Source organism: Hamadaea flava (genome assembly GCF_024172085.1).
In the GTDB taxonomy this organism is placed as follows: domain Bacteria; phylum Actinomycetota; class Actinomycetes; order Mycobacteriales; family Micromonosporaceae; genus Hamadaea; species Hamadaea flava.
This window is the reverse complement of sequence record NZ_JAMZDZ010000001.1, coordinates 1,985,408-2,004,342: the sequence shown is the minus strand read 5'-3', so window position 1 is coordinate 2,004,342 and position 18,935 is coordinate 1,985,408. Positions and strand designations below refer to the sequence as shown.

Here is an 18,935-nt window from a genome sequence, read left to right as displayed (position 1 = left end):
CGATGATGATCGAGCTGTTCATGCTGAGCTATCTCACCTGGACCGCACACCGCATCGACGACATGCTGGGGTTGATTCTCCAGTACCTTCAGTCGTCGCTGTTCCTATCGCCGGATGTCACCGTCCTGCCCCAGGTGCGTGACATTGCGGGCACCTCGTCGATGGTGGTCAACTCGGCGTACGTCCTGGCGATCATTGTCGCGGGCGTCGTCGTGATGACCTCCGGCACCGTCGAGGTCCGCTACCAGGCCAAGGACCTGCTGCCACGATTGGCCACCGGATTCGTGTTGTCCGCGTTCGCACTGCCGTTGTGTTCGGCTCTCATCGAGATCGCCAACTCGTTGATCGTCGCGATGGTCGGCGCGAACGCTCCGGTACCCGGCATGGTCACGATGTCACGGTCACACGCATGGGCCTCGATCACCGACCCGACGACCCTCATCGTCGGCGGTCTCGTCCGATCCCTCATCCTGGCACTGCTCATCATGCTGCTGGGGTCATGGCTGACCCGGGTCGCCATCCTTGTCATCTGCGCCGGCGTGGCACCGATCGCGCTCGCCTGCTACGGCCTGCCATACACGGCGGGCATAGCCGAACTCTGGTGGCGCACCATCGTGGGCTGCCTCGGCACAGCCGTCTTGCAGGCGATCTCGCTGTCCCTCGGCGTACATCTGCTGCTCGACCCGGCGGCGAACCTGCCGGTGATCCTCGGCCTGCCCGGCAGCGACGTACCGAACCTGCTGATGGTGGTCATCGTCCTCTGGGTGACCATCAAGATCCCCTCATTCCTGCAGCGGCTCGGCGCCCGCCGATCAAGCGGCAACTCGGCAGCCGGGATCGTGAGGGCACTGACGTTCCAAGCCGTGACCCGAAATATCCTGCGTCGCAACCGTCCCAGTCCACGGACCCGCGTGACACGCCGCGACGTCGGCCCCGCCAGCAGCCGAGGCGGACGTGGCTCTGCTGAGGCTTCAAGGTGACGGCGATGTATGACGACATCCCCCGCACGCGCGTGCCAGCCGACATCGGAACCCCCGACCGGATCGCCTTCGGTCTCACCTTCCGCCAGCTTGCGATCGTCGGCAGCGTCGCCGTGCCCTGCTGGCTCATCTATCGCTCGCTCAGCCGTCTGCTCCCGCCACTGGTGTGGCTCATTCTGGCGGTGGCCGTCGCCGGACTCACCATGACCATCGCGCTCGGCCGCCGCGACGGCCGGCCCCTAGACGCGTGGCTGCTCGACGCCATCACCTTCGCGGCAAGCCCGAAGATCCAGACACCCGGCCGGCCCCAGCTGCCCTTGACGGCGAGCACCGCGAATCCAGTCATGCCCGAACTACTACAACCGGTGATCACCGGCATCACGGCGGCCGGCACGTTCGTCAGCGACAACCTCGACCGGCGCATGATCGCCTGCGGCACCACCAACCTCCATCTGCGCACGGGAGAGGAACAAGAAGCCCTTCTGGAGGCTCACGGTCAGTTCCTCAACAGCCTTAGTGCCCCGGCACAAATCGTGATCTCCACGCAGCGCGATGACCTAACTCCCATTGCCGAGATGGTGGTGGAGCTCTCGACGAGCCTGCCCGATCACGCGCTACGCAACGCCGCCGCGGACTACGCGTCCTTCCTCCTCGACCTCAACGAGCAACGTGAGCCACTCCGCCGGCAGATCATCACTGTCGTCAGCGGAACCCGAGGCGGTGACAACGCTGCGCGGTCGCTTGCGCGGACTGGCGTCTCGGCCGACGTCCTGGACGGCTCCCAGGTGATGTCCGTCCTCACAGCGTCGGCGGACCAGTTCCGATCACCTACGGCCACCGGCGCGCGGGCGCTGCCCGGCGAGCCCGTCACCCTCCGGAGCAGCCAATGAAACGCCTTATCGGCTTGTCCAGGACACAGGCGGCCTCATCGGCCACGCCCGCCCCCGAGATCATCGAGAGCACACGCCAGTACGCACGCGTTGGCGACAGCTACACAGCTACCTACGCCGTCTGCGGTTATCCCGCAGAGGTCGACCCCGGCTGGCTCGATCCGCTGCTCAGCCAGCCAGGGCGAATCGACGTGGCCATCCACACCGAACCCGTTACGGCGCCCATCGCGGCTCAACTACTGAAGAGACAGCGCGCCCGTTTGGAATCCAGCCGACGGCTGGACGCGGACCGAGGACGGCTCGGCGATCCCGGCGTCGATGCCGCCGCGGAGGACGCCGCCGACCTGGCCGAGCGAGTAGCACGTGGCGCCAGCAGGCTCTTCCACACGGGCATCTACATCACGATCCACGCTCGGTCGCTCGGCGAACTGAATGCCACCGCAGCAGCGGTGCAGACGGCAGCTGCCGGAGCGTTGCTAGATCTGCAGCCCGTGACCTTCCGACACCAGCAAGGCTGGGAATCCACCAGGCCATTCGGCGTCGACCGTCTCGGCCTAACTCGTGTGCTCGACACCGAAGCGCTCGCGGCGAGCTTCCCGTTCGCCGGGCCCGGCCTGACGACTCCGCTGCCGGGAACACGACCACCGACCGATGCCATCCTGTACGGCGTCACGAGCAGCGCCGCCGGGGTCCTGATGTGGAACCGCTGGCGTCGCGACAATCACAACTCGGTCATCCTCGCCAGATCAGGCGCAGGCAAGTCGTACTTCGGCAAACTCGAAGTACTACGGTCGCTCTACCAAGGCGTCAAAGTCATCGTCATCGACCCCGAGGACGAATACCGGGCGCTCGCTGACCACGTCGGTGGGAATGTCATCCAACTCGGGGAAACCGACGTCAAGATCAACCCTTTCGACCTGCCCATAGACCGCCGCCGTCCCGACACGCTGACCCGTAGAGGCGTCGAACTCCACGCGATCCTCGCCGCGATGCTCGGCAGGTCCGACGCCCATGCTTACGAGCCGGTACGCCACACCATCGACCGAGCGATCACGACGACCTACGCCAGCGCTGGCATCACTTCTGACCCGGCCACCTGGACCCGCCCTGCTCCCCTTATGGCTGACCTGGCCGCGGTGCTCGCCGGCGACCCGGAACCCGCGGGCCGCGAGCTTGCCGGACGACTCACGCCGTGGATCACCGGAAACCTCTCAAGCCTCTTCGACGGACCAGGCAGAGCCATACCGCATAACCACCTCGTTGTCTGGTCGCTGCGACACCTGCCCGACGAACTGCGGCCAGTCGCTATGCTCCTCGCACTTACCCACATCTGGTCCTCCATCGACGAACCATCCGACGGCGCGACAGCGCAACGCTGCCTGGTTGTCGTTGACGAGGCCTGGCAGCTCATGCGAGACGTCGAAGGCGCGAAGTTCCTCGCGCGAACGGCAAAGTCCTTCCGCAAGCGCAGGGCCGGCCTGAGCGTGATCAGCCAAGACACCGTCGACTTCCTGGACTCTCCGCTCGGCCAAATCGTGCTCGCCAATGCGGCAACTCAGATCCTGATGCGTCAGGCACCCCAAGCCATCGAGGCGATCAGGTCCGCCTTCCAGCTCACCGGCCGGGAGGCGCGGCTGCTGCTGACGGCGGATCGAGGCGAAGGGCTTCTGGTAGCGGGGCGAGAGCGGGTCGGCTTCCGAGCCGTCGCATCACCCGTGGAACACCAACTCGCCCTGACTGGCCTTGGGCTGAACGAAGCCTAACGAAATTCCTGGCCGGACTCTGGGTGGGTTCGAGGTAGGTGTGCCAGGCCCGCCCCAGAGTTGGCCGAACATGAGGCTCACGTCGACCTCTCCGCAGGGCGGGACCCGGGCCTGCTGTAAGCGGCCGCTAACGGGTACCGAAGTCGACCTGTGCCATGTTCGTCCCATCCTCGTTCTTGGCAAGCAGCTCCTTGAATCGACTGGGGTCTGATTCAGCGATTGCCCGAGCCTGGGCCACGAGGTCCAGCAGGTTCGGCGGGTAGAACTCATCTTTGAGGATGAATCCTTGGGCCAGCCATTCCCGCGTGAGAACGTGATCGCAGGCGACGAACGCCGCTAGGCAAGCCGCCCGATACTGGCCGCGCAGGTCAGCAACATCGTCATCGGCCGCGCGGCTGGCATCGGTGGGCCAGCCCTGCTGGAGGGCATCCATCGAGTTGTAGACCAGACTGACCTGGGACCAGTACCAAGCACGAACCGCGCATACCTTCTTGGACGCTGGCCCAGTCTCGATTACCGAGATCAGGTAGCGCTGAACACGGCGCCGCCCGATGGAATCCAGTAGCGGGTAGATCAGCTGCTTGTTGAAGGACACGTCCTCATCGCAGACGATCGTGTCCAGCACGCGCTCGGCGAGATTCGCGGCCCGATCGGGCTGGGCCGTCAGCTGGTCTCCGACTTGTATCCGCTTGAGGTTCCTGCGGTGATATGCCACGAAGCGTTCGTTGTTGCGGTATGGGTCGGGCAATTCTGCAGGCTGCCATGCGGGACATAGTTCCGCCAGTAGCTCGTCGAGCCGCTGCTCGAGTTCCGCGTGAAGATCTCCGTCGGCCCAGTCCTGCATCGGCCAATCATGCACGAAGACACAGCTTCCTCTGTCGCGTCGCAGCCATCTGGTCTGCGGAAGCCTTGTCCGGTCGCCTCCTGAAGTGAGTGTGGCTGGGCTATGTGAGACCTACCATGTGTCGTGCACAATCCTGGGTATCTGGACGGCTTCGTGCCTCCGTTAGTGTCGTCGCCACTGGTTGATGCGATGACCTGGGTCGAGGATGAGCTGTTCTGGCCAGCGTTTCTCCTTCAAGTGGGTCTGGCTCGCTCAGCGCCGGATCGGTTTGGTGCGGACCTTGCAGACCTGGATGCGTATCTCGACAGGTTCGATGACCCCGACAGGTGGCCGGTGTTCTCGACGCCGTTTGGTGGCGGCACGATGCACCTGGTCGTGCGCAACTTGGCAGACGACCACGGAATCGATTGGGTGCTCGACCGTGAAGCAGAGGCAGCCGTGGACCGACTTGTCGAGGAACAGGGTGGCTTCTTCGCGGGTCCAGGGCTTCCATGGAAGTTACTACCGGATGAGCCAGTCCATCTACTCCTGTCCCTGCCCGCCATGGGTGACAGCACAGTGCCAGGGCAAGTGCCGGGCATAGTGAAAAGGGCGCTGTTGGCGGTCGGTGTCATGGAGTCAGCCCAGGACCTCGCTGACGAACTTCTGCAGTACCGCGCTTGTGTACTGCTGCAATAGGCCTGCCATCCAGGCGTGCGGCATGTCCTCGCATTGGATCACGCGCGATACCGGGCAGCCCTCGTACCACGTCCGGGCCTTTGGTCACGGCGACCGACGCGGCCCGGCGGGCTGCCACCAGCGCTGTCCGAGGACGAGGCCTTCGAGTTCACGTACGCGTCGAGCCATCCATGGCGGCGGCGCGGGCAGTTCGAGCGCGTAGCGCAGATCCTCGGCGAGGAAGGCCGCGTCACGTAGTTCGCACGCGGCGCGGAGGATTTCCGGTGAACTTGCCGTCTGCTCGGCGATGACGTCGAGAACCAGGGCAATGTGCGGTCCGCTGGTGGCAGCCAGGAGCACCCAGTCGTCAGCCGGTGCGCCGAAGCGCGCCCGTTCGAAGTCCAGCAACGCGGTGACGTTCTGGTCGTCGGCGAGCCAGTTGCCCCAGTCGCAGTCGGCGTGCACGGGGGTGTCAAATTCGGCGTGCAGGGGCGCGTTCTGAGCGATCGTGGTTAACCCGGTGGTCAGCGTTCGGGGAATGACGGTGTCGCGGTCTGCGGCGAGTACGCCCTCGATATGGTCAAGGAGTGCGGCGCGGCCGGTGAATCCCTCGTGGACCGGCGGCTGCTTCAATGCCTGCTCGGCGGGGCCGGTGGGCGTCCAGGTGTGCAGGGCGTCAAGCCGTTGGACGGCCTGCTCGGCCCACCGTCGCGCGGTTGCAGCGTCTGCGTCGGGCAGGCCGACACCGGGCGAGGTTCCCGGCAGGCGGGTGAAGCAGGCGTAGCGGACGTCGCAGTCTTTCAGGCGGCGGCGACCGCTGGCCAGCAGCGGCGCGCCGAGGCCTGTCGGCAGGTGCTGTGCGAGAGCGATCTCCAGATCCAGCCGGTTGTGGCCGCCAGCGTCGACGAGCTTCACAACAACGTCCGCCCCGATGTAGACGTAGTGGGACATGCTTGCGGCGGTCGTCATGAGGCCGGGGTCGCGGCCTTGGGTAGCTGTGGCGATCGTGTGAGCGGCGCTGTGGGCGCGCGCTAGATCGTCATCAGTGGCATCCAATCGGCGAGGCAGGGGCCGCGTCGTGCTCATCCGCGTACCCCTTCACCGGCGTCTGTCGTCGCGAAAGCTATGTGCGCTTCGCGAGTGACGAGTTTTGCGTGGCGGCAGAAGGCCTTCTGATCCATCGGCTCTCCTCTCACGGTGGGCCACATGCTAGGGACGGGTCGAGCGAGGACGCAGCTCAGCCAGAAGGAGTCGACCGCCTGAGAAAGACTCAGCGGTCAGAAATGCGCCCCCGAGCACCCTCCTATCTGGGCCGCCTCTTACGGCCACTCACGCCGACATCGCGGCATGTAGCAACGTCATTGGCCGCAATCGCCGGAAGTCTCCCTGTGTGAAGTCGGTCACGGGCGTAGTCCAGGCAACCTCAACGACTGCGTCCTCACGTCTCGGCGCCGCCCGTCGGTCTCCGACCGACGCACGGCCGGCAATACATCGCTTGGAAGGTCGCGCCGAACGACGCCATTAGGAATCGCACCTTCAGCGGTCAGGCCGAACAGCTCGGCCTGGACCGAATGGCATGAAGGCAGGCAACAGCTGGAAAGGAACCTCAGATGCCTCATCACGGAGGGCCTGGGCCGTGGCTCGCTTCTCTGATCCTGACCGTGACGATCGTGAGCCTGGCATTGGCGCACCTCGTCCGCTCATGGCGTCAGCGACGACTGACCAGCAGCGGATACACCCTGACTATCGCGCCCCCACCGGAGGTCAGCAGCGAAGCTGCTGCTGACTTCTGGCGAATCATCTCCGGAGCACTGACACCGTCAACGTGGCGCCGCATTCTGTACGGCACGCCGCACATGGCCTGGGAATACGCCTGGGCTGGCCGGACCCTCACGATCTGCGCCTGGGTTCCAGCCGTAGTCCCACGTAGCAGCGTCGAGGCTGCGATACGCGCGGCATGGCCCGGCGCGACCATCTCGGCAACCGAGGCAGCCGCGCCGATCGCGCCGGCCGGCCAGGCTGTCGGCGGAGCGCTCTGGCCGCACTACGTGGACACGATGCCACTTCGATCAGCACATAACGCGGACCCAGTCCGCGCTCTGCTCGCGGCGGGCGCCGCGATCCAGACCCGCGAGTACGGCTGCTTCCAAGTACTGGTTCGTCCAGCCTCTCCGCGGCGCGTTCGAGTGGCTCGACGGAACGTGGCTGCCAGTACGACGGCACCAGCCGGCCCGTTTGGCAGCACGGTGTCCGGTGTGCTGAAGGTGCTGTGGGCGGCCGTCGATGCGCTGCTGCCGGGGAAAGCAGGTGTCGTAGAGACGCGGGCAAGCCAAGACCCAGTCGGCGACCGTGATCGTCGTGCTCGTGTGGACAAGGCCGTAAGCCGACCGCATTTCGAGATCGCCATCCGGTATGCCGTGGGCACTGACATGCTCGATCGGACCGAGCGGCTGGCTGGGCTGGCCCATACCATGGCATCGGCGGCGGCCATCTACGCCGGACCGAACCGGTTACGCCGGATGAAGATGCGGCGGCCGGTGCAAGTCCTGGCCAGCCGTCGGCTGTCGCGTGGATTCCTGGCCACCGCCGAGGAGCTGGCCGCCATCGCGGGTCTGCCACTCGACCTGGCGGTGCCCGGACTAGAACGGGCTCGAGCGAAGGCGATGCCAGCTCCGGTCGCGATTCCGTCCGGTGGGCGATCCGTGAAAGTCCTGGGCAGAGCGCAGATCGGGGGCCACTCGGTCGGACTCGCAGTGGCCGATGCCCGTCAACACGTCCATCTGATTGGCAAAACGGGCACGGGGAAGAGCACCCTGTTGTTGAACATGATCCTCTCCGACGCGCACGCAGGCCGAGGAGCGGTAGTCATCGACCCGCGAGGCGACCTGGTAACCGACATCCTCAACCGGCTACCCGCCACTATGGCCGACCGCATCGTCATCATCGACCCAGACCAACCCCACTCGGCGCACTTCAATCCGCTCGAGGACAGCGACGATCCCAACCTCACCGTCGATAACGTCGTCGGGATCTTTGCGAAGATCTTCCAACGGCACTGGGGCCCGCGTATGGACGATTGTTTCCGAGTCGCCCTGCTGACGCTCATGCGCCACGCCCGGCCGACCCTGTCGCTGGTTCCTCCGCTGCTGTCAGACCGCCAGTTCCGGGCACGATTCGTCCACGACCTCGCCGACCCCGAAGGCCTGGGCGGCTTCTGGCAGTGGTACGACTCGATGAACGAAGGCACTCGTGCACAAGTCATCGGTCCCGTATTGGCTCGCCTGCGGCACTTCCTTTTGCGTGACTTCGTCAAGAACGCCATAGGCCAGCCCAGCTCCTCATTCCGAATGACCGACGTCCTCAACGGCGGCGGACTCCTGCTCTGCCGGCTGCCCAAGGGCGTCCTCGGCGAGGAAACCGCCAAGATCCTCGGATCGCTGATCGTCGCCCGCACGTGGCAAACCGCGCTTGCCCGCGCCGCCACCCCAGAGGAACAGCGCCGCGACGCCACCCTCTACATCGACGAGGTGCAAAACTTCCTCACCTTGCCCAGCGCCGTCGAGGACGTCCTGGCTGAGGCGCGCATCTTCCGGCTCGGCCTCGTGCTGGCCCACCAGAACGACGCACAATTACCCAGGGAGACCTCGGCCGCCATCTCGGCAAACGCCCGCACGAAAGTGATCTTTAACGTCGACCCATCCGACGCTCGTGTGTTGGCGCAGCACACGACCCCGGAAATCGACGCCTACGACCTCGCGCGTCTCGACGTCTACACCGCGGCAGCACGGCTACTGGTCGCCGGCAGGGAAATGCCTGCGTTCACCTTCGTCACGACGCCACCGCCGCCGGTCATCGGCGAGGCCACAGCGATCCGCCAAGCATGCGCCGCGAAACATGCCGCGATCGGCGAGGAGCCACCGCTCCAGAAGGTCGCCCGCCGTGCATTGCAGCGCCGATCCGGCAGCCAGGGAACCTGATCAACGACCAGGGCATCTCATTCGCCCAGCCTGTGCGGGAGATCGTGCCGCTGCCTGCACACAGCCAGCGCCTGTGAGTCAGCCGGAACGGTAGACCGATTGTGGTCAAGATTCTCGTTTGGCCGCTCGTCGCCGTGCTCGTGTCCTCGCTCGGGTCGCCTAGCTAGCAGGCGAGCAGCCAGACGAGGAGCCCACGGGGCCGCTCACCTGCTACAGCTCACGACGCAAGCCAGCTCCGGACATCCAGACTCCCGCTGGGAGTCCATCTCTTCAGGGGACAACCATGGCGAATTTCAATATGCTCGGTATCCTGCCGCATCTGACCGACCGAGACCGGCTTCTGATACGACTTCTCGACCGGCACCAGGTGCTCACCACCGGGCAAATCCACCGACTGTTCTTCAACGCCGTCCGTACATGCCAGATCAGGCTTGCAGCACTGCGCAAGCTCGGGATTCTCGACGCGTTCCGGTACGCCCGGCTCGACGGGGGCAGCGATCCGTGGCATTGGACGCTCGGCCTGGCCGGCGCACGATGGCAGGCAGCGGCGACCGGGCGAGCCAGCCCTACCGAACGCTCCCATCGCGAGCGCATCCTGCGCCTGTCGGCCACTAGCACACTCACGCACCGTGTGATGACGAATGAGTTCTTCGTACGGCTCGCCGCACGCACACGCCAGGACTCGGCCACCGAGCTGTTGCGGTGGTGGCCGGAGAACGACACACTTGCACGCTTCCTGGCCATACGCCCGGACGGCCACGGTGTGTGGCACGACGATCGGCGCGCCGTTGGCTTCTTCCTCGAAACCGACATGGGCACGGAGAACCTCCCACGCCTGATCAACAAGCTGCCCGCGTACGAGCAGATGATCCGCATGGGCGGACCGGTCTACCCGGTGTTGTTCTGGCTACCGAATGTCCGCCGCGAGCGACACCTCGCCAAGCTTGTCGCCAACGCGAAGCCCGGAGTCCAGGTACTGACCTCGACTCACGACCTAGATCCAGCTGAACGGGTCTGGTGGTCAGCCGCCACCCAGCGTCGGCTGCGCATCGCCGACATCGACTGTGACCACGGCCTCGATCACATACGCAACCCCAACTGGGTCGACGGCGTCTTGGATCTGTCAGACCAGGTCGAAGAACAGCACCTGTCCCGTCTCAACAGATCTGATCGATGACGCCAGTCCTGTGCGCACATCCAGCAGGACATGGGGCCACGGCGCCTCACCGAATCTGATTAACGAAAAGGCCAGAGCCCGGCACTGTCTCATTGCATCCATCGAAGCGCTCGGCGTACATCAAAGATGTGGGCGGACTGTTCGGTCATCGCGCGTGGCCTCACGGACCCGAGGCAGATCAGTCGGAACCGGACCTAGGCTGGTCGGGTCAGCATCGTCAGCGCTGATGAAGCCGCCTCGGTCAGCGCTTCATCCCAGATTATGTTGTGGACCAAGCGGCGATCGCCTGCGCACAGCCGCTCCAAGAGGGGAGTCGCGGCTGTTGCCGCGTCGCCCATCTCGGCCAGGTAGCCTGCGCTCGCGATGGCAAGCTCGTGCCAGCGGTGCACCGGCCGTGGAACCAGCGCCGCCATGAGCACGGGCACGGATGGTGCGGGATCGCCCGTGATCCGCCACAATGCGTAGGCGGCCTCGACCTGCGTCCACGCACCCGCAGAAGCAAGCAAGCCTCGGACGCTTCCGCTGCTCGCATGAGCGAGCGGCCCGAGCTCGGCAAGGTACCGCAAGGCTGGATGACTCATGCACTGGCAATCGTCGGCAGCGCCCATCACATGCAGCGCCAACTCGGGGTCACCGGTAATCCGCCAATGCGCCCAGGCCGCGGCCTGGTTGGACGGGCATCGAACCCGTGCCTCTGGATCCAACGCCAGGCGCGCGAGTCTGGGCGCTGCAGCCTGGGCCTGAGGACCGATCAAGCCAAGGGCTGCCGAAGCTCGGAACGTCCGCGGGCCGTCCAGCAGGGACACCAGCTCGGGCACTGCATCGCCACTGGCCGGGCCCCACGCGGCGAGAATAGGCACCACATCTGCCTCAGTCGCCGGTGAGAGCGCCTTCCGGAGCGCCGGCAGCAGCTCGCCAGCCTGCGCGCGCAGGCCTGCCAGCACGCTCACCGGCCGACAAACGGTCGGCCACCATCGATGCACCGGACGACGACGAAGGAACCGGACCGCCCTTGGATCGCCGATGCGAGCCAGAGCGGCCACGGCATAGCCGAAACCGTCGTCCGACCTGTCGGCATACGCGACGAGAGCGTCCGCGTGAGGACGAGCCGCCGCGCCGGCGTTAGCCAACGCCTCTGCGGCCTGCCAGCCGATTAGTGGATTGTCTTCAGCGAGCGCGTCTGCGACCGCGGTCCACAGGTCGTGCATCGGTGCACGCCACAACGAGGTCAGTCGTGCGACCGCCTGCGGCACATCGTGCCGGACCTTTGCGCTGCGATGTCGGGAGACAGCCATCAGAAAGCAAGCACTTTGCTCCGGATGGAACTCGGCCAACCGGTCGGCGAGTCGACAAGCCGGCCAGCGTCCGGCCCACGGCCCCTCCGACTGCTGTAGCCCTTCGCCCGCATCAGCTATCAACGATGCCGACAGCGCGCCGAGTGAGTGGTCCACCGAGGACCGGCGACGCGCCAACGCCATCAGGGCGTAATACCTTGCCCGTGAGCTCGAGTGCGTCAACTGCTCGACGAACCACCCCGCTGGAGTCGACGTCAGCTCGTCCAGAGCCGTGATCTCGTTGACCAGATCCGCCTTCACGCAGGTGAACATACACGCAGCCAGCCCAGCGCAGGCGGCGAAGTTATTGACAGGCTGCCCATGCGACGGTGATCAGACGACCAAGTTCGGCGGCAACTGCGAAACCGCCAGTCTCGTGCTCTGGCCGACGCGGCCATGATCGCTGATCTGACGGGCACTGACATTTGTTGAAGTAGATGTTCCTGAGGACTAGGCCAGGCTCACTCAGACCTGACAGCTCTGACAAGCGGTCATTGCCATGCGACAGGTCCTGACAGCCCAGCTCAACCGGGCCTCGTGCGAAACGCCTTGTCAGGTCGCGCTCTTAGCGTGGCGGGTAGTTCATCTTTCTCTGGCATACGCCCACCCGAACTCGCGCGCCATGCGAGACCAACGCCCACCGTCCGGTTGGCAACGTCGTCGCAGTCGCACCTCTCCGTTCGGCCACCCGGGCTGATGCCTGCCTCACGGGGCCATTCCCCATGTCACTCGCACCTCGAAAGGAGCTCAACCATGCCTGCTTCAGGCATCGCTCCCACCTGGACGGATCCGGTGGAACGCCTGATCCACCGACGCACAGGCCGGACACCAGACCAGCATGCCTTCGATCCGATCCCAGCAGCCGCTGCCATCCCGCTAGCCGCAGAGAAAGTGCGCGGATGGCGTGCCGAACTCGTCATCGCGGCGGACGACCTTCGATCCGCCCTCATCAGCGCCTGCGACTTGAGCGATGAGAGCGACATCGGTCGGCTCCTCGACGGGCTGGCGAACGCGGCCGCCGAATACCGCCACTGCCTCCGCCAGCTCCACGAGCTGATGGACGACCCGGAGCGGCGGTACTACGCCGCAGACCATCCAGCGCTGCCCCTGCGACGAACCATCGTCGAGCAGGGCCAGCGATTCACCGTCCGGCTGCCACACACCGAAGCCTGCCGCAAGCGCGGCATCGCCGGTTGGGTCGTGCCGGCCCGATTGCTCGGCGACACGGTAGAGCTACTCGACGACGACGCCGAGAGCCAGATCGTCCTGCAGCACCTCGAAGCGGGGGTCTTCATCAGCCCCACCAACGGGCAGCCCTACATCCTGCGCCGCACCGCCTGACCCACACCACACCAGCCCGGCAGCCATATGGCGCCGGGCTTTGTCACGACCACAGCCACGTCTCAAGGAGGAACCAGACAATGGGCAAACTCGCACCAGCGACACAAGCAGTCCTCGACGCCCTCGCCGAACACGGCACCAGCACCGTTGACGACCTCGCCTCTCGGGTCAGCAAGAGCCGTACCTCGGTCGAGCGGGCCATCCGCCAACTCGCCGACGCCGGCCTCATCGCACCGGGCGACCGCGGTCCCGACGAAAACGCCCCTGAACGCTGGCAAGCCGTCGAAGCTAACGACCAGAGCCAGCCCGATTCACCCGATCAGCAGGACCGACCGGACACGAACGGCGCTCCGACAGAGGAGCAGGCTGAGATCGGCGACTCTGGGACCGCAGGTGGTGTGCCCGAGGAGCAGAGAATGGTCACGGACGAACATCCGACCGGCGGCCCCGACAGCCTGGATCTTGAGTCCAGGGAGTTCGACGTCGTCAACGAGTCCGCATCTGCGACCGAGCAACCCGTCGCCGGAATCCGCACACGTACCCCGGACCGCAAGGTCCTCATCCTGGCGGGCGTACTCGGCAGCCAGCCGGCAGGCGCCACCTCAGACACCATCACCGCGATCAGCGGCCTCAATCCAGCCACCGTCGTGCGCTTGCTGCAAGCCATGGCGCAGGCCGAGGCCGCGATCTACCAGCCGGAGGATGCCGAAGCCGGAACCCCAGGGCTGTGGCGGATGGGACCCGGTGACCTCGCTGCAGTCGACCCCAACCCCGAGCCACCACGTTGCCCCACCTGCGGTCAGACCATCAAGCAAGCGCGAACGAACCAGCTGCACGCAGGATCTGGCGCCCCCGGCGTCAACAACGACGGCAGCGCCAAGTTCGCCCCCGGCGAACTCGCCACAGCAGTCGAGGGCTTTCTCGGAGCCCACGCCGGGCACATCTTCAGCCCACAGACCATCACCAAGGAACTCGAATCGCAGCTCGGTCGCTCGATCAGCAGCGGCGCCGTCGCCAACGCGTGCCACACACTCGTGAAGACCGGCAAGGCCCGCGTCATCGGAGAGACACCGTTCACCGTCACCAGCGCCTGATACGAATGTGCGAGGCCGAGTATGTCTCGGCCTCGCACATTCCAGCCTTTGTTGCTGCACACTAAATGATCATGGACGTCGTTGGTGGTCGGGAATCCGGTGATAGCCGCTTGGGCGTGACGCCGCTTCGGCCGTAGTTCGTACCTATCGCGTCCGGCTAGCTGCCAGCCGCTCGCCGAGTGGGCGCCGGCTGCGCCGCGGCGACCATCGAGACCGCTGGCGGTTGTATCTGGTAGCAACCCCCTAGGCCTTATCGGCCTAGGACGCTCTACGGGATGTGAAGGTGCGACCCGAAGAATCGAGCGGCCCGGATTGCCGATTCGGTCGGCGGATATGCCCGGCAGCCGTTGGAACTCCCGAAGCACAGCGCCCGCCCAGCCTGTTCGCCTGCGCATAAGCTCCGCGTTGGCTGTAGGACGTGAAGTTCGATCAGCGCTTGCGGTCCTGGAGTAGCTGAGCGACAAGAGCCTGGGTCTCCGGGGTTGGCTCGGCGTCCAGGTCTCGTAGGTTCGCTTGCAGTGCGCGCAGGAGTTGGCGGACGCCGTCGGCGTCGCCCAGCCCATGCCGGGCGCGCATCGCCCGCCGATATAGCTCTTCGTTGTAGGGGTCGATCGCGATGCTGTCGGTGAGGACGTCCGACGCTCCGTCTGGGTCCGCAGTAAGTAGGAGCTCGGCCAGCATCACGTGTACGTCGATCAGAGACCGCCGGGCGGATTCGCGGTGAGGCATGATCCAGTCGTAGGCGTGATCGCCGGCGAGCGGACCGTGAGAGAGGTCGACCGCTTCACGCAGGAGTGCTACTCGCGCCTCGCCATCAGAACGTTTCGCCGCGCTGACCAGTTCGTAAAACTTCCATAGATCAACGTCGACTGTGGCTGGGTTGAGCCGGTACCGTCCGCCTGTCTTGATCAGATAGTGCTTCCCGTCGAACCCGGGTCGTGCCAAGGCGAGCCGTAGGTTGCTCGCGTTTGTGTGGACGCGTTGATCGGACTGAGACAGCCGGGCGTCCGGTTCGAGGTGCTCCCCGATGTCCCGCGTGCTCAGGCCGTCAGGATGGCAGGCGAGCAGGACAGCAAGTTCAAGGGCCTTGGCTCGGACCGGGCGGCTGGCGTCGGGTATTTCGACGGCACCGAGCATCCTGAGTTGCGCTTTCGCGATCGACGGCTCGTGGACTGTCGTAGATGAATGATGGATCCGCGGCGTTTGCGACCTTGGGTGCCCAGGTGTCGGCGAGGGAGATTCGCCGGTTTGGGCTTCTCGGAGTGCGACCATGGCGGCCACTGCTGCATCAAGGCTCATCACCGCGAGCCGGTCGGGCCGTGCGGGGTCCATGCCGGCGGCCCCGTCCGTCACATGGCCGTCGACGCCGATGTGAAGTGTGGTGCCGTGTACCCATTCACCGACGAGGAGGGTCGAGACGTTCAACTCGACCCCCAAGCTTGCGCACGCCCGCGTACGCAAAGCGGCGCCCTCCGAGGGCGCCTGCATGACCAGCAGCAGTGCCGTAACAACCGCCGTGCCCGATGCCTTTTCTTGCGGGACATCTGCGATGCCTGCGGACTGTTCATCGAGGAGTCGGCTTCGGCGAAGGAGTTCGGTCTCCATGGCTGTGAGGGCTTGCTCGGTGTTTTCAACCACGCGTAGCTGGGGCAGCTGGGCGTTAGCGTCCTCGCCTTCGAACAGCAGCGAGTGTGTGGCGCCGTCGATTAGCACTTCGCTGCGGTGCTGCGCATTCGTGGCAGCGTCTGACGCGAGCGCTGCGACGATGGCGGCGCGTGCGGCGGCGTACGCGCCTTCGCCTACGAGGCCCGTGCCGCTTGCCCGCGGCGCGACCTCAATCGGTGCCGCGCCGGGAGCGTGCGCGTCTTCTGCTGGTTCCTCAACGCGGGGGAGGCTCAAGACCTGGCGTCTTATCTGCCTGATCGGCTGCGGCAGGTCGTCGTCGACCGGATCCCCTGGGACATAGCGTCGTCGGCGCTGAAGCCAGATCATCGCCGCGGCGGCGGTCAACGAGGCCGCGAGGGCCCATGGGATCCAGCTGCCGTCCGGCAGTGTCACTCCGGTCTGATCTGCTTGTTCATGTGTGTTGGTCGGCGGAGTAGAGCTGGCAGGGCTGGGCTGGGCTGGTGTGATGGGTGCCGGGACCACTGCCGGTGGGCTAGGCCGGGTCGTCGATGCCCCGGCCATCCGGGCTCCGGGGGGCGCGACGGCGTCGTGTGGCAGGCGCAAGTCCCAGCCGGGGTAGATCAGGTCGCAGTCCCGGAGCGTGCCACCGACTCGTTCGAAATGTCGATGCCGATTCAGGGCGCAGATCTCCGGCCACCGGTTGGCGTCACCAAGCCACAACTTCGCGATCTTCGACAGTGTGTCGCGTTTGCGGACGATGGCGTGATAGCGCTGCCCGCGTACGACGAAGGTGACCGTCTGATCCGCACGGCCTTTGACAATCTTGACTGGTGGTGTCGTCGAGACGTTGGGCGTAGCGGTGGCGACCGCGACACTCTGGTGGCCAGGGCTCGCGACGGCCGCGGCTGGCAGAGCGGTCGCGCCGACAAGTCCTGCGGCTGCGAGTTGCAGTGGTGCGGGCAGTTGCAGGCGAGGCAGCCGCGTGTTCGACAGCCGGCCTCCGATCTCCACCGCCGCGGCATACAAAAGGATCAACCATATGACCCAGCCGACGCATGCGGCCAGCTTGAGCAGTCGAGTGCCGGTCATCGGCATCTGGAAGAGTTCGACGAGTTGGCCCTGGCTCAGGGGCACCGGCTGGGGGAGCGGCCAGCCAACTCGGACGAGTGCGATCGGAAGGCCGATGAGGAGAATGAGCGCGCGCGTCACAGCCGCGAGCGCACTTCCAAGTCGTCGCATTCCACTCACCGTGTCGACCTTCCCCCAGGTCCATTAGCCTCCATCCTGGCCGAAGAGTCGACGTGTGCCAATACCATTCTCGATAGCGCGGAGTTGCACACATCGACAAGACTGCCCTCTATGGACACAGTCCGGCTTGCCATCGACGTCGGAAGTCACACCACAACCGCGGTCGTGGCGGTCGGCGATCGGCGACTCCCGGTCACCATCGACGGGCAGCCTGAGTTTCGGTCTGCACCTGGTGAGGACATCAAGACGGCGTTGGCATCCGCGCAGGGCGACACCGTCGGACCAGCCGTCTCGGCGATGGCACGCCATCTTCGGCTTGTCGCCACGTACGCCAGGCGTGCGGCGGGCACCGTTGATCAGTTGGTCCTGACCGCGCCCGCTGCGTGGGGTCCTCGGCGGCACGAGTTGCTGCGCTCAGCGGCGGCCGAAGCCGACCTCCCGGAACCGACCATCGTGGCGGAGCCGATCGCGGCCGCCGCCTACGCCGCAAGTCGCGCGCCGGTTGAAGCCAGCAACTGTGTGGTCGTGTGCGACGTTGGCGCCCGCCGTACGGAAGTGACTGTCGTACAGCGGCAGGACTCTGGCTGGTCAATCTTGGCCACCCGCCCGGTGCCTGAAGCGACGGGGACCATTCTGTTGACGCAACTGACCGACCTCGTCTGCGCCGACATTGCCGATGAAGCCGCACGACACGAAACGGCGAGCAATGTCGAAGCGGCGCTGCCGGCCATCGCAGCCGGGCAACGATGGGCGATAGCGCTGCCTGAGCCTTACCTGCCGGTCGTCGTTGGCCCAGCTGACCTCACGCCCGTAGTCGAGAAAATGCGTCAGCACCTCGGAGCCGCGATCAGCGATGTCATCGACGCCGCAGACATCGACATGACCATCTTGACCACCGCTATCGTGCTCGGGCATGCGGCAACGGTCATCGGCGTCAGCGACCTTGTCGCCGCGCGCTGCAACGTGGAACCGGTGGCAGTGGCCGAGCCGATCCTCGCCGTGCCGCTCGGAGCACTCGACCTCGTCTCACCTGCGGCCCCACCGCCGGTTCAGCCGAGCGGCGACGCGGCTTCCTGGCGCTCGCTGCGCCTACGCCAGATCATTCCCTTCATCGTGGTCGGGGCAGCTGGACCATTCATCCTGTCTCAGGAGATCCAGCGCTTGACCTGGATCGCAAGAACCACGATCGGCACCACCTCCCTCGAACTCGTCAGCTACTTCTTCGACGGGCCAACTCTTGCTGCGGCCGGGCTCATGGTGGCCGCCCCAATCATCGGGCTCGGGACGCGCTTGGCGACCGCCTGGCATCTGGACGACATCGATCGAAATCGACCGGGGCACAGCGCGACTAGGGCCGGACGAGCCATCGCCTTCGCCGCGACGATCGGACTCGTCGGCGCCGGCTTCCTCGGACTACTCACCGACACGATCCTGGGACACAGATCTGGCCTGACACCCAACTATCTGCTGGCCTCCGTCGCCGGGACGATCGCCCCGGCAGCGCTGTGCATCGCCATTGGACTCATCGTGCCACTGGTGCCCGCATTGAGCAGGTCAGCGTGGGCGCAACGGCTGAACCAGCCCGCCACCAGCGCACTGCTGGCCGCAGTAGGCATCACCGGCATGATCCAGGCCGATTCGCATTACCTACTGCTGCCGCAGCCATTGACCACCAGCCTGCTCTCGCCGACCGTACAGGGGCACGCCGGCGCGGGAATCCTCGGCATCGCGGTCGCCTGGACCCTCCTAGGGCCCGGACTGTTCAGAATCATTCTGGCCGCAGTGCTCGCACTCAGCTTCGCCGCCGTGTACACGTACCACACCGACGCCACCCTCATCACCATTTACCTCACGGCCGCTGCCATCTGGTGGCTACGCAAGACGCTCAGCATCGCGTTCAGCGCAATACAGCCAGGGACACTCGGACGGTTCCTGGAGCTACCCAGAGAACGGCCCTAGCGCACAAACACATCCCGATCCGTCGGCCAGCTCGCCGGCGGAACT

At 65.7% G+C, this 18,935-nt stretch carries 13 protein-coding genes; 9 read left to right on the top strand and 4 right to left on the bottom strand.

All coding sequences use genetic code 11. The annotated features are described in order from the left end of the window. Positions 1 to 2: 2 nt before the first annotated feature. From HDA40_RS09465 to HDA40_RS09455, 3 genes are read left to right on the top strand one after another with little or no spacing between them, the layout of a single operon-like run. Entirely contained in the window at positions 3 to 980 is a 978-nt protein-coding gene (locus HDA40_RS09465) for a conjugal transfer protein TrbL family protein (RefSeq protein WP_253754044.1), read from the top strand. Positions 981 to 985: 5 nt separating this feature from the next. Continuing rightward, on the top strand, positions 986 to 1,870 hold the full coding sequence (locus HDA40_RS09460) for a PrgI family protein (RefSeq protein WP_253754041.1): 885 nt from the start codon (positions 986 to 988) through the stop codon (positions 1,868 to 1,870). Next, the gene (locus HDA40_RS09455) at positions 1,867 to 3,633 is read left to right on the top strand and encodes a VirB4 family type IV secretion system protein (RefSeq protein ID WP_253754039.1); all 1,767 of its coding nucleotides are present in this window, start codon (positions 1,867 to 1,869) and stop codon (positions 3,631 to 3,633) included. Before HDA40_RS09460 ends, HDA40_RS09455 begins: the two co-directional genes overlap by 4 nt. Before the next feature lie 127 nt (positions 3,634 to 3,760). Here HDA40_RS09455 and HDA40_RS09450 read toward each other — a convergent pair whose 3' ends face one another. Next, on the bottom strand, positions 3,761 to 4,477 hold the full coding sequence (locus HDA40_RS09450; protein ID WP_253754037.1) for a hypothetical protein: 717 nt from the start codon (positions 4,475 to 4,477) through the stop codon (positions 3,761 to 3,763). A gap of 189 nt (positions 4,478 to 4,666) precedes the next feature. Between HDA40_RS09450 and HDA40_RS09445 the strand changes: the two genes are divergently transcribed. Next, entirely contained in the window at positions 4,667 to 5,155 is a 489-nt protein-coding gene (locus HDA40_RS09445) for a hypothetical protein (RefSeq protein WP_253754035.1), read from the top strand. An 84-nt stretch (positions 5,156 to 5,239) separates the two neighbouring features. Here HDA40_RS09445 and HDA40_RS09440 read toward each other — a convergent pair whose 3' ends face one another. Then, entirely contained in the window at positions 5,240 to 6,220 is a 981-nt protein-coding gene (locus HDA40_RS09440) for a phosphotransferase family protein (RefSeq protein WP_253754033.1), read from the bottom strand. Positions 6,221 to 6,795: 575 nt separating this feature from the next. Here HDA40_RS09440 and HDA40_RS09435 point away from each other — a divergent pair. Together HDA40_RS09435 and HDA40_RS09430 are read left to right on the top strand one after the other, a co-directional pair. Beyond that, entirely contained in the window at positions 6,796 to 9,111 is a 2,316-nt protein-coding gene (locus tag HDA40_RS09435; RefSeq protein ID WP_253754031.1) for a type IV secretory system conjugative DNA transfer family protein, read from the top strand. A 298-nt stretch (positions 9,112 to 9,409) separates the two neighbouring features. Next, on the top strand, positions 9,410 to 10,288 hold the full coding sequence (locus HDA40_RS09430; RefSeq protein WP_253754029.1) for a replication-relaxation family protein: 879 nt from the start codon (positions 9,410 to 9,412) through the stop codon (positions 10,286 to 10,288). Between the two features lie 194 nt (positions 10,289 to 10,482). Here the strand turns inward: HDA40_RS09430 and HDA40_RS09425 are convergent, their stop codons facing one another. Beyond that, positions 10,483 to 11,883, bottom strand: a complete 1,401-nt coding sequence (locus HDA40_RS09425; RefSeq protein WP_253754027.1) for a hypothetical protein — start codon at positions 11,881 to 11,883, stop codon at positions 10,483 to 10,485. Between the two features lie 630 nt (positions 11,884 to 12,513). Here HDA40_RS09425 and HDA40_RS09420 point away from each other — a divergent pair. Together HDA40_RS09420 and HDA40_RS09415 are read left to right on the top strand one after the other, a co-directional pair. Beyond that, entirely contained in the window at positions 12,514 to 12,963 is a 450-nt protein-coding gene (locus HDA40_RS09420; protein WP_253754024.1) for a hypothetical protein, read from the top strand. 80 nt (positions 12,964 to 13,043) lie between these two features. Next, positions 13,044 to 14,057 (top strand): HVO_A0114 family putative DNA-binding protein, encoded by a 1,014-nt coding sequence (locus HDA40_RS09415; RefSeq protein ID WP_253754022.1) that lies wholly within the window; start codon positions 13,044 to 13,046, stop codon positions 14,055 to 14,057. Between the two features lie 429 nt (positions 14,058 to 14,486). Here the strand turns inward: HDA40_RS09415 and HDA40_RS09410 are convergent, their stop codons facing one another. Continuing rightward, positions 14,487 to 16,892, bottom strand: a complete 2,406-nt coding sequence (locus tag HDA40_RS09410) for an AfsR/SARP family transcriptional regulator (RefSeq protein WP_253754020.1) — start codon at positions 16,890 to 16,892, stop codon at positions 14,487 to 14,489. A 150-nt stretch (positions 16,893 to 17,042) separates the two neighbouring features. On the opposite strand from HDA40_RS09410, the gene HDA40_RS09405 reads away from it, so the two are divergent. Next, a complete protein-coding gene (locus HDA40_RS09405; RefSeq protein ID WP_253754018.1) occupies positions 17,043 to 18,890 on the top strand; it encodes an acetate and sugar kinases/Hsc70/actin family protein in 1,848 nt (615 codons plus the stop codon). Positions 18,891 to 18,935 lie beyond the last annotated feature (45 nt).

What these genes read in the sequence shown, in the direction of transcription:
- HDA40_RS09465 (WP_253754044.1), top strand. Translation starts at nt 3, where the DNA reads ATGATGATCGAGCTGTTCATGCTGAGCTATCTCACCTGGACCGCACAC.
- HDA40_RS09460 (WP_253754041.1), top strand. Translation starts at nt 986, where the DNA reads ATGTATGACGACATCCCCCGCACGCGCGTGCCAGCCGACATCGGAACC.
- HDA40_RS09455 (WP_253754039.1), top strand. Translation starts at nt 1,867, where the DNA reads ATGAAACGCCTTATCGGCTTGTCCAGGACACAGGCGGCCTCATCGGCC.
- HDA40_RS09450 (WP_253754037.1), bottom strand. Translation starts at nt 4,477, where the DNA reads ATGCAGGACTGGGCCGACGGAGATCTTCACGCGGAACTCGAGCAGCGG.
- HDA40_RS09445 (WP_253754035.1), top strand. Translation starts at nt 4,667, where the DNA reads ATGACCTGGGTCGAGGATGAGCTGTTCTGGCCAGCGTTTCTCCTTCAA.
- HDA40_RS09440 (WP_253754033.1), bottom strand. Translation starts at nt 6,220, where the DNA reads ATGAGCACGACGCGGCCCCTGCCTCGCCGATTGGATGCCACTGATGAC.
- HDA40_RS09430 (WP_253754029.1), top strand. Translation starts at nt 9,410, where the DNA reads ATGCTCGGTATCCTGCCGCATCTGACCGACCGAGACCGGCTTCTGATA.
- HDA40_RS09415 (WP_253754022.1), top strand. Translation starts at nt 13,044, where the DNA reads ATGGGCAAACTCGCACCAGCGACACAAGCAGTCCTCGACGCCCTCGCC.
- HDA40_RS09405 (WP_253754018.1), top strand. Translation starts at nt 17,043, where the DNA reads ATGGACACAGTCCGGCTTGCCATCGACGTCGGAAGTCACACCACAACC.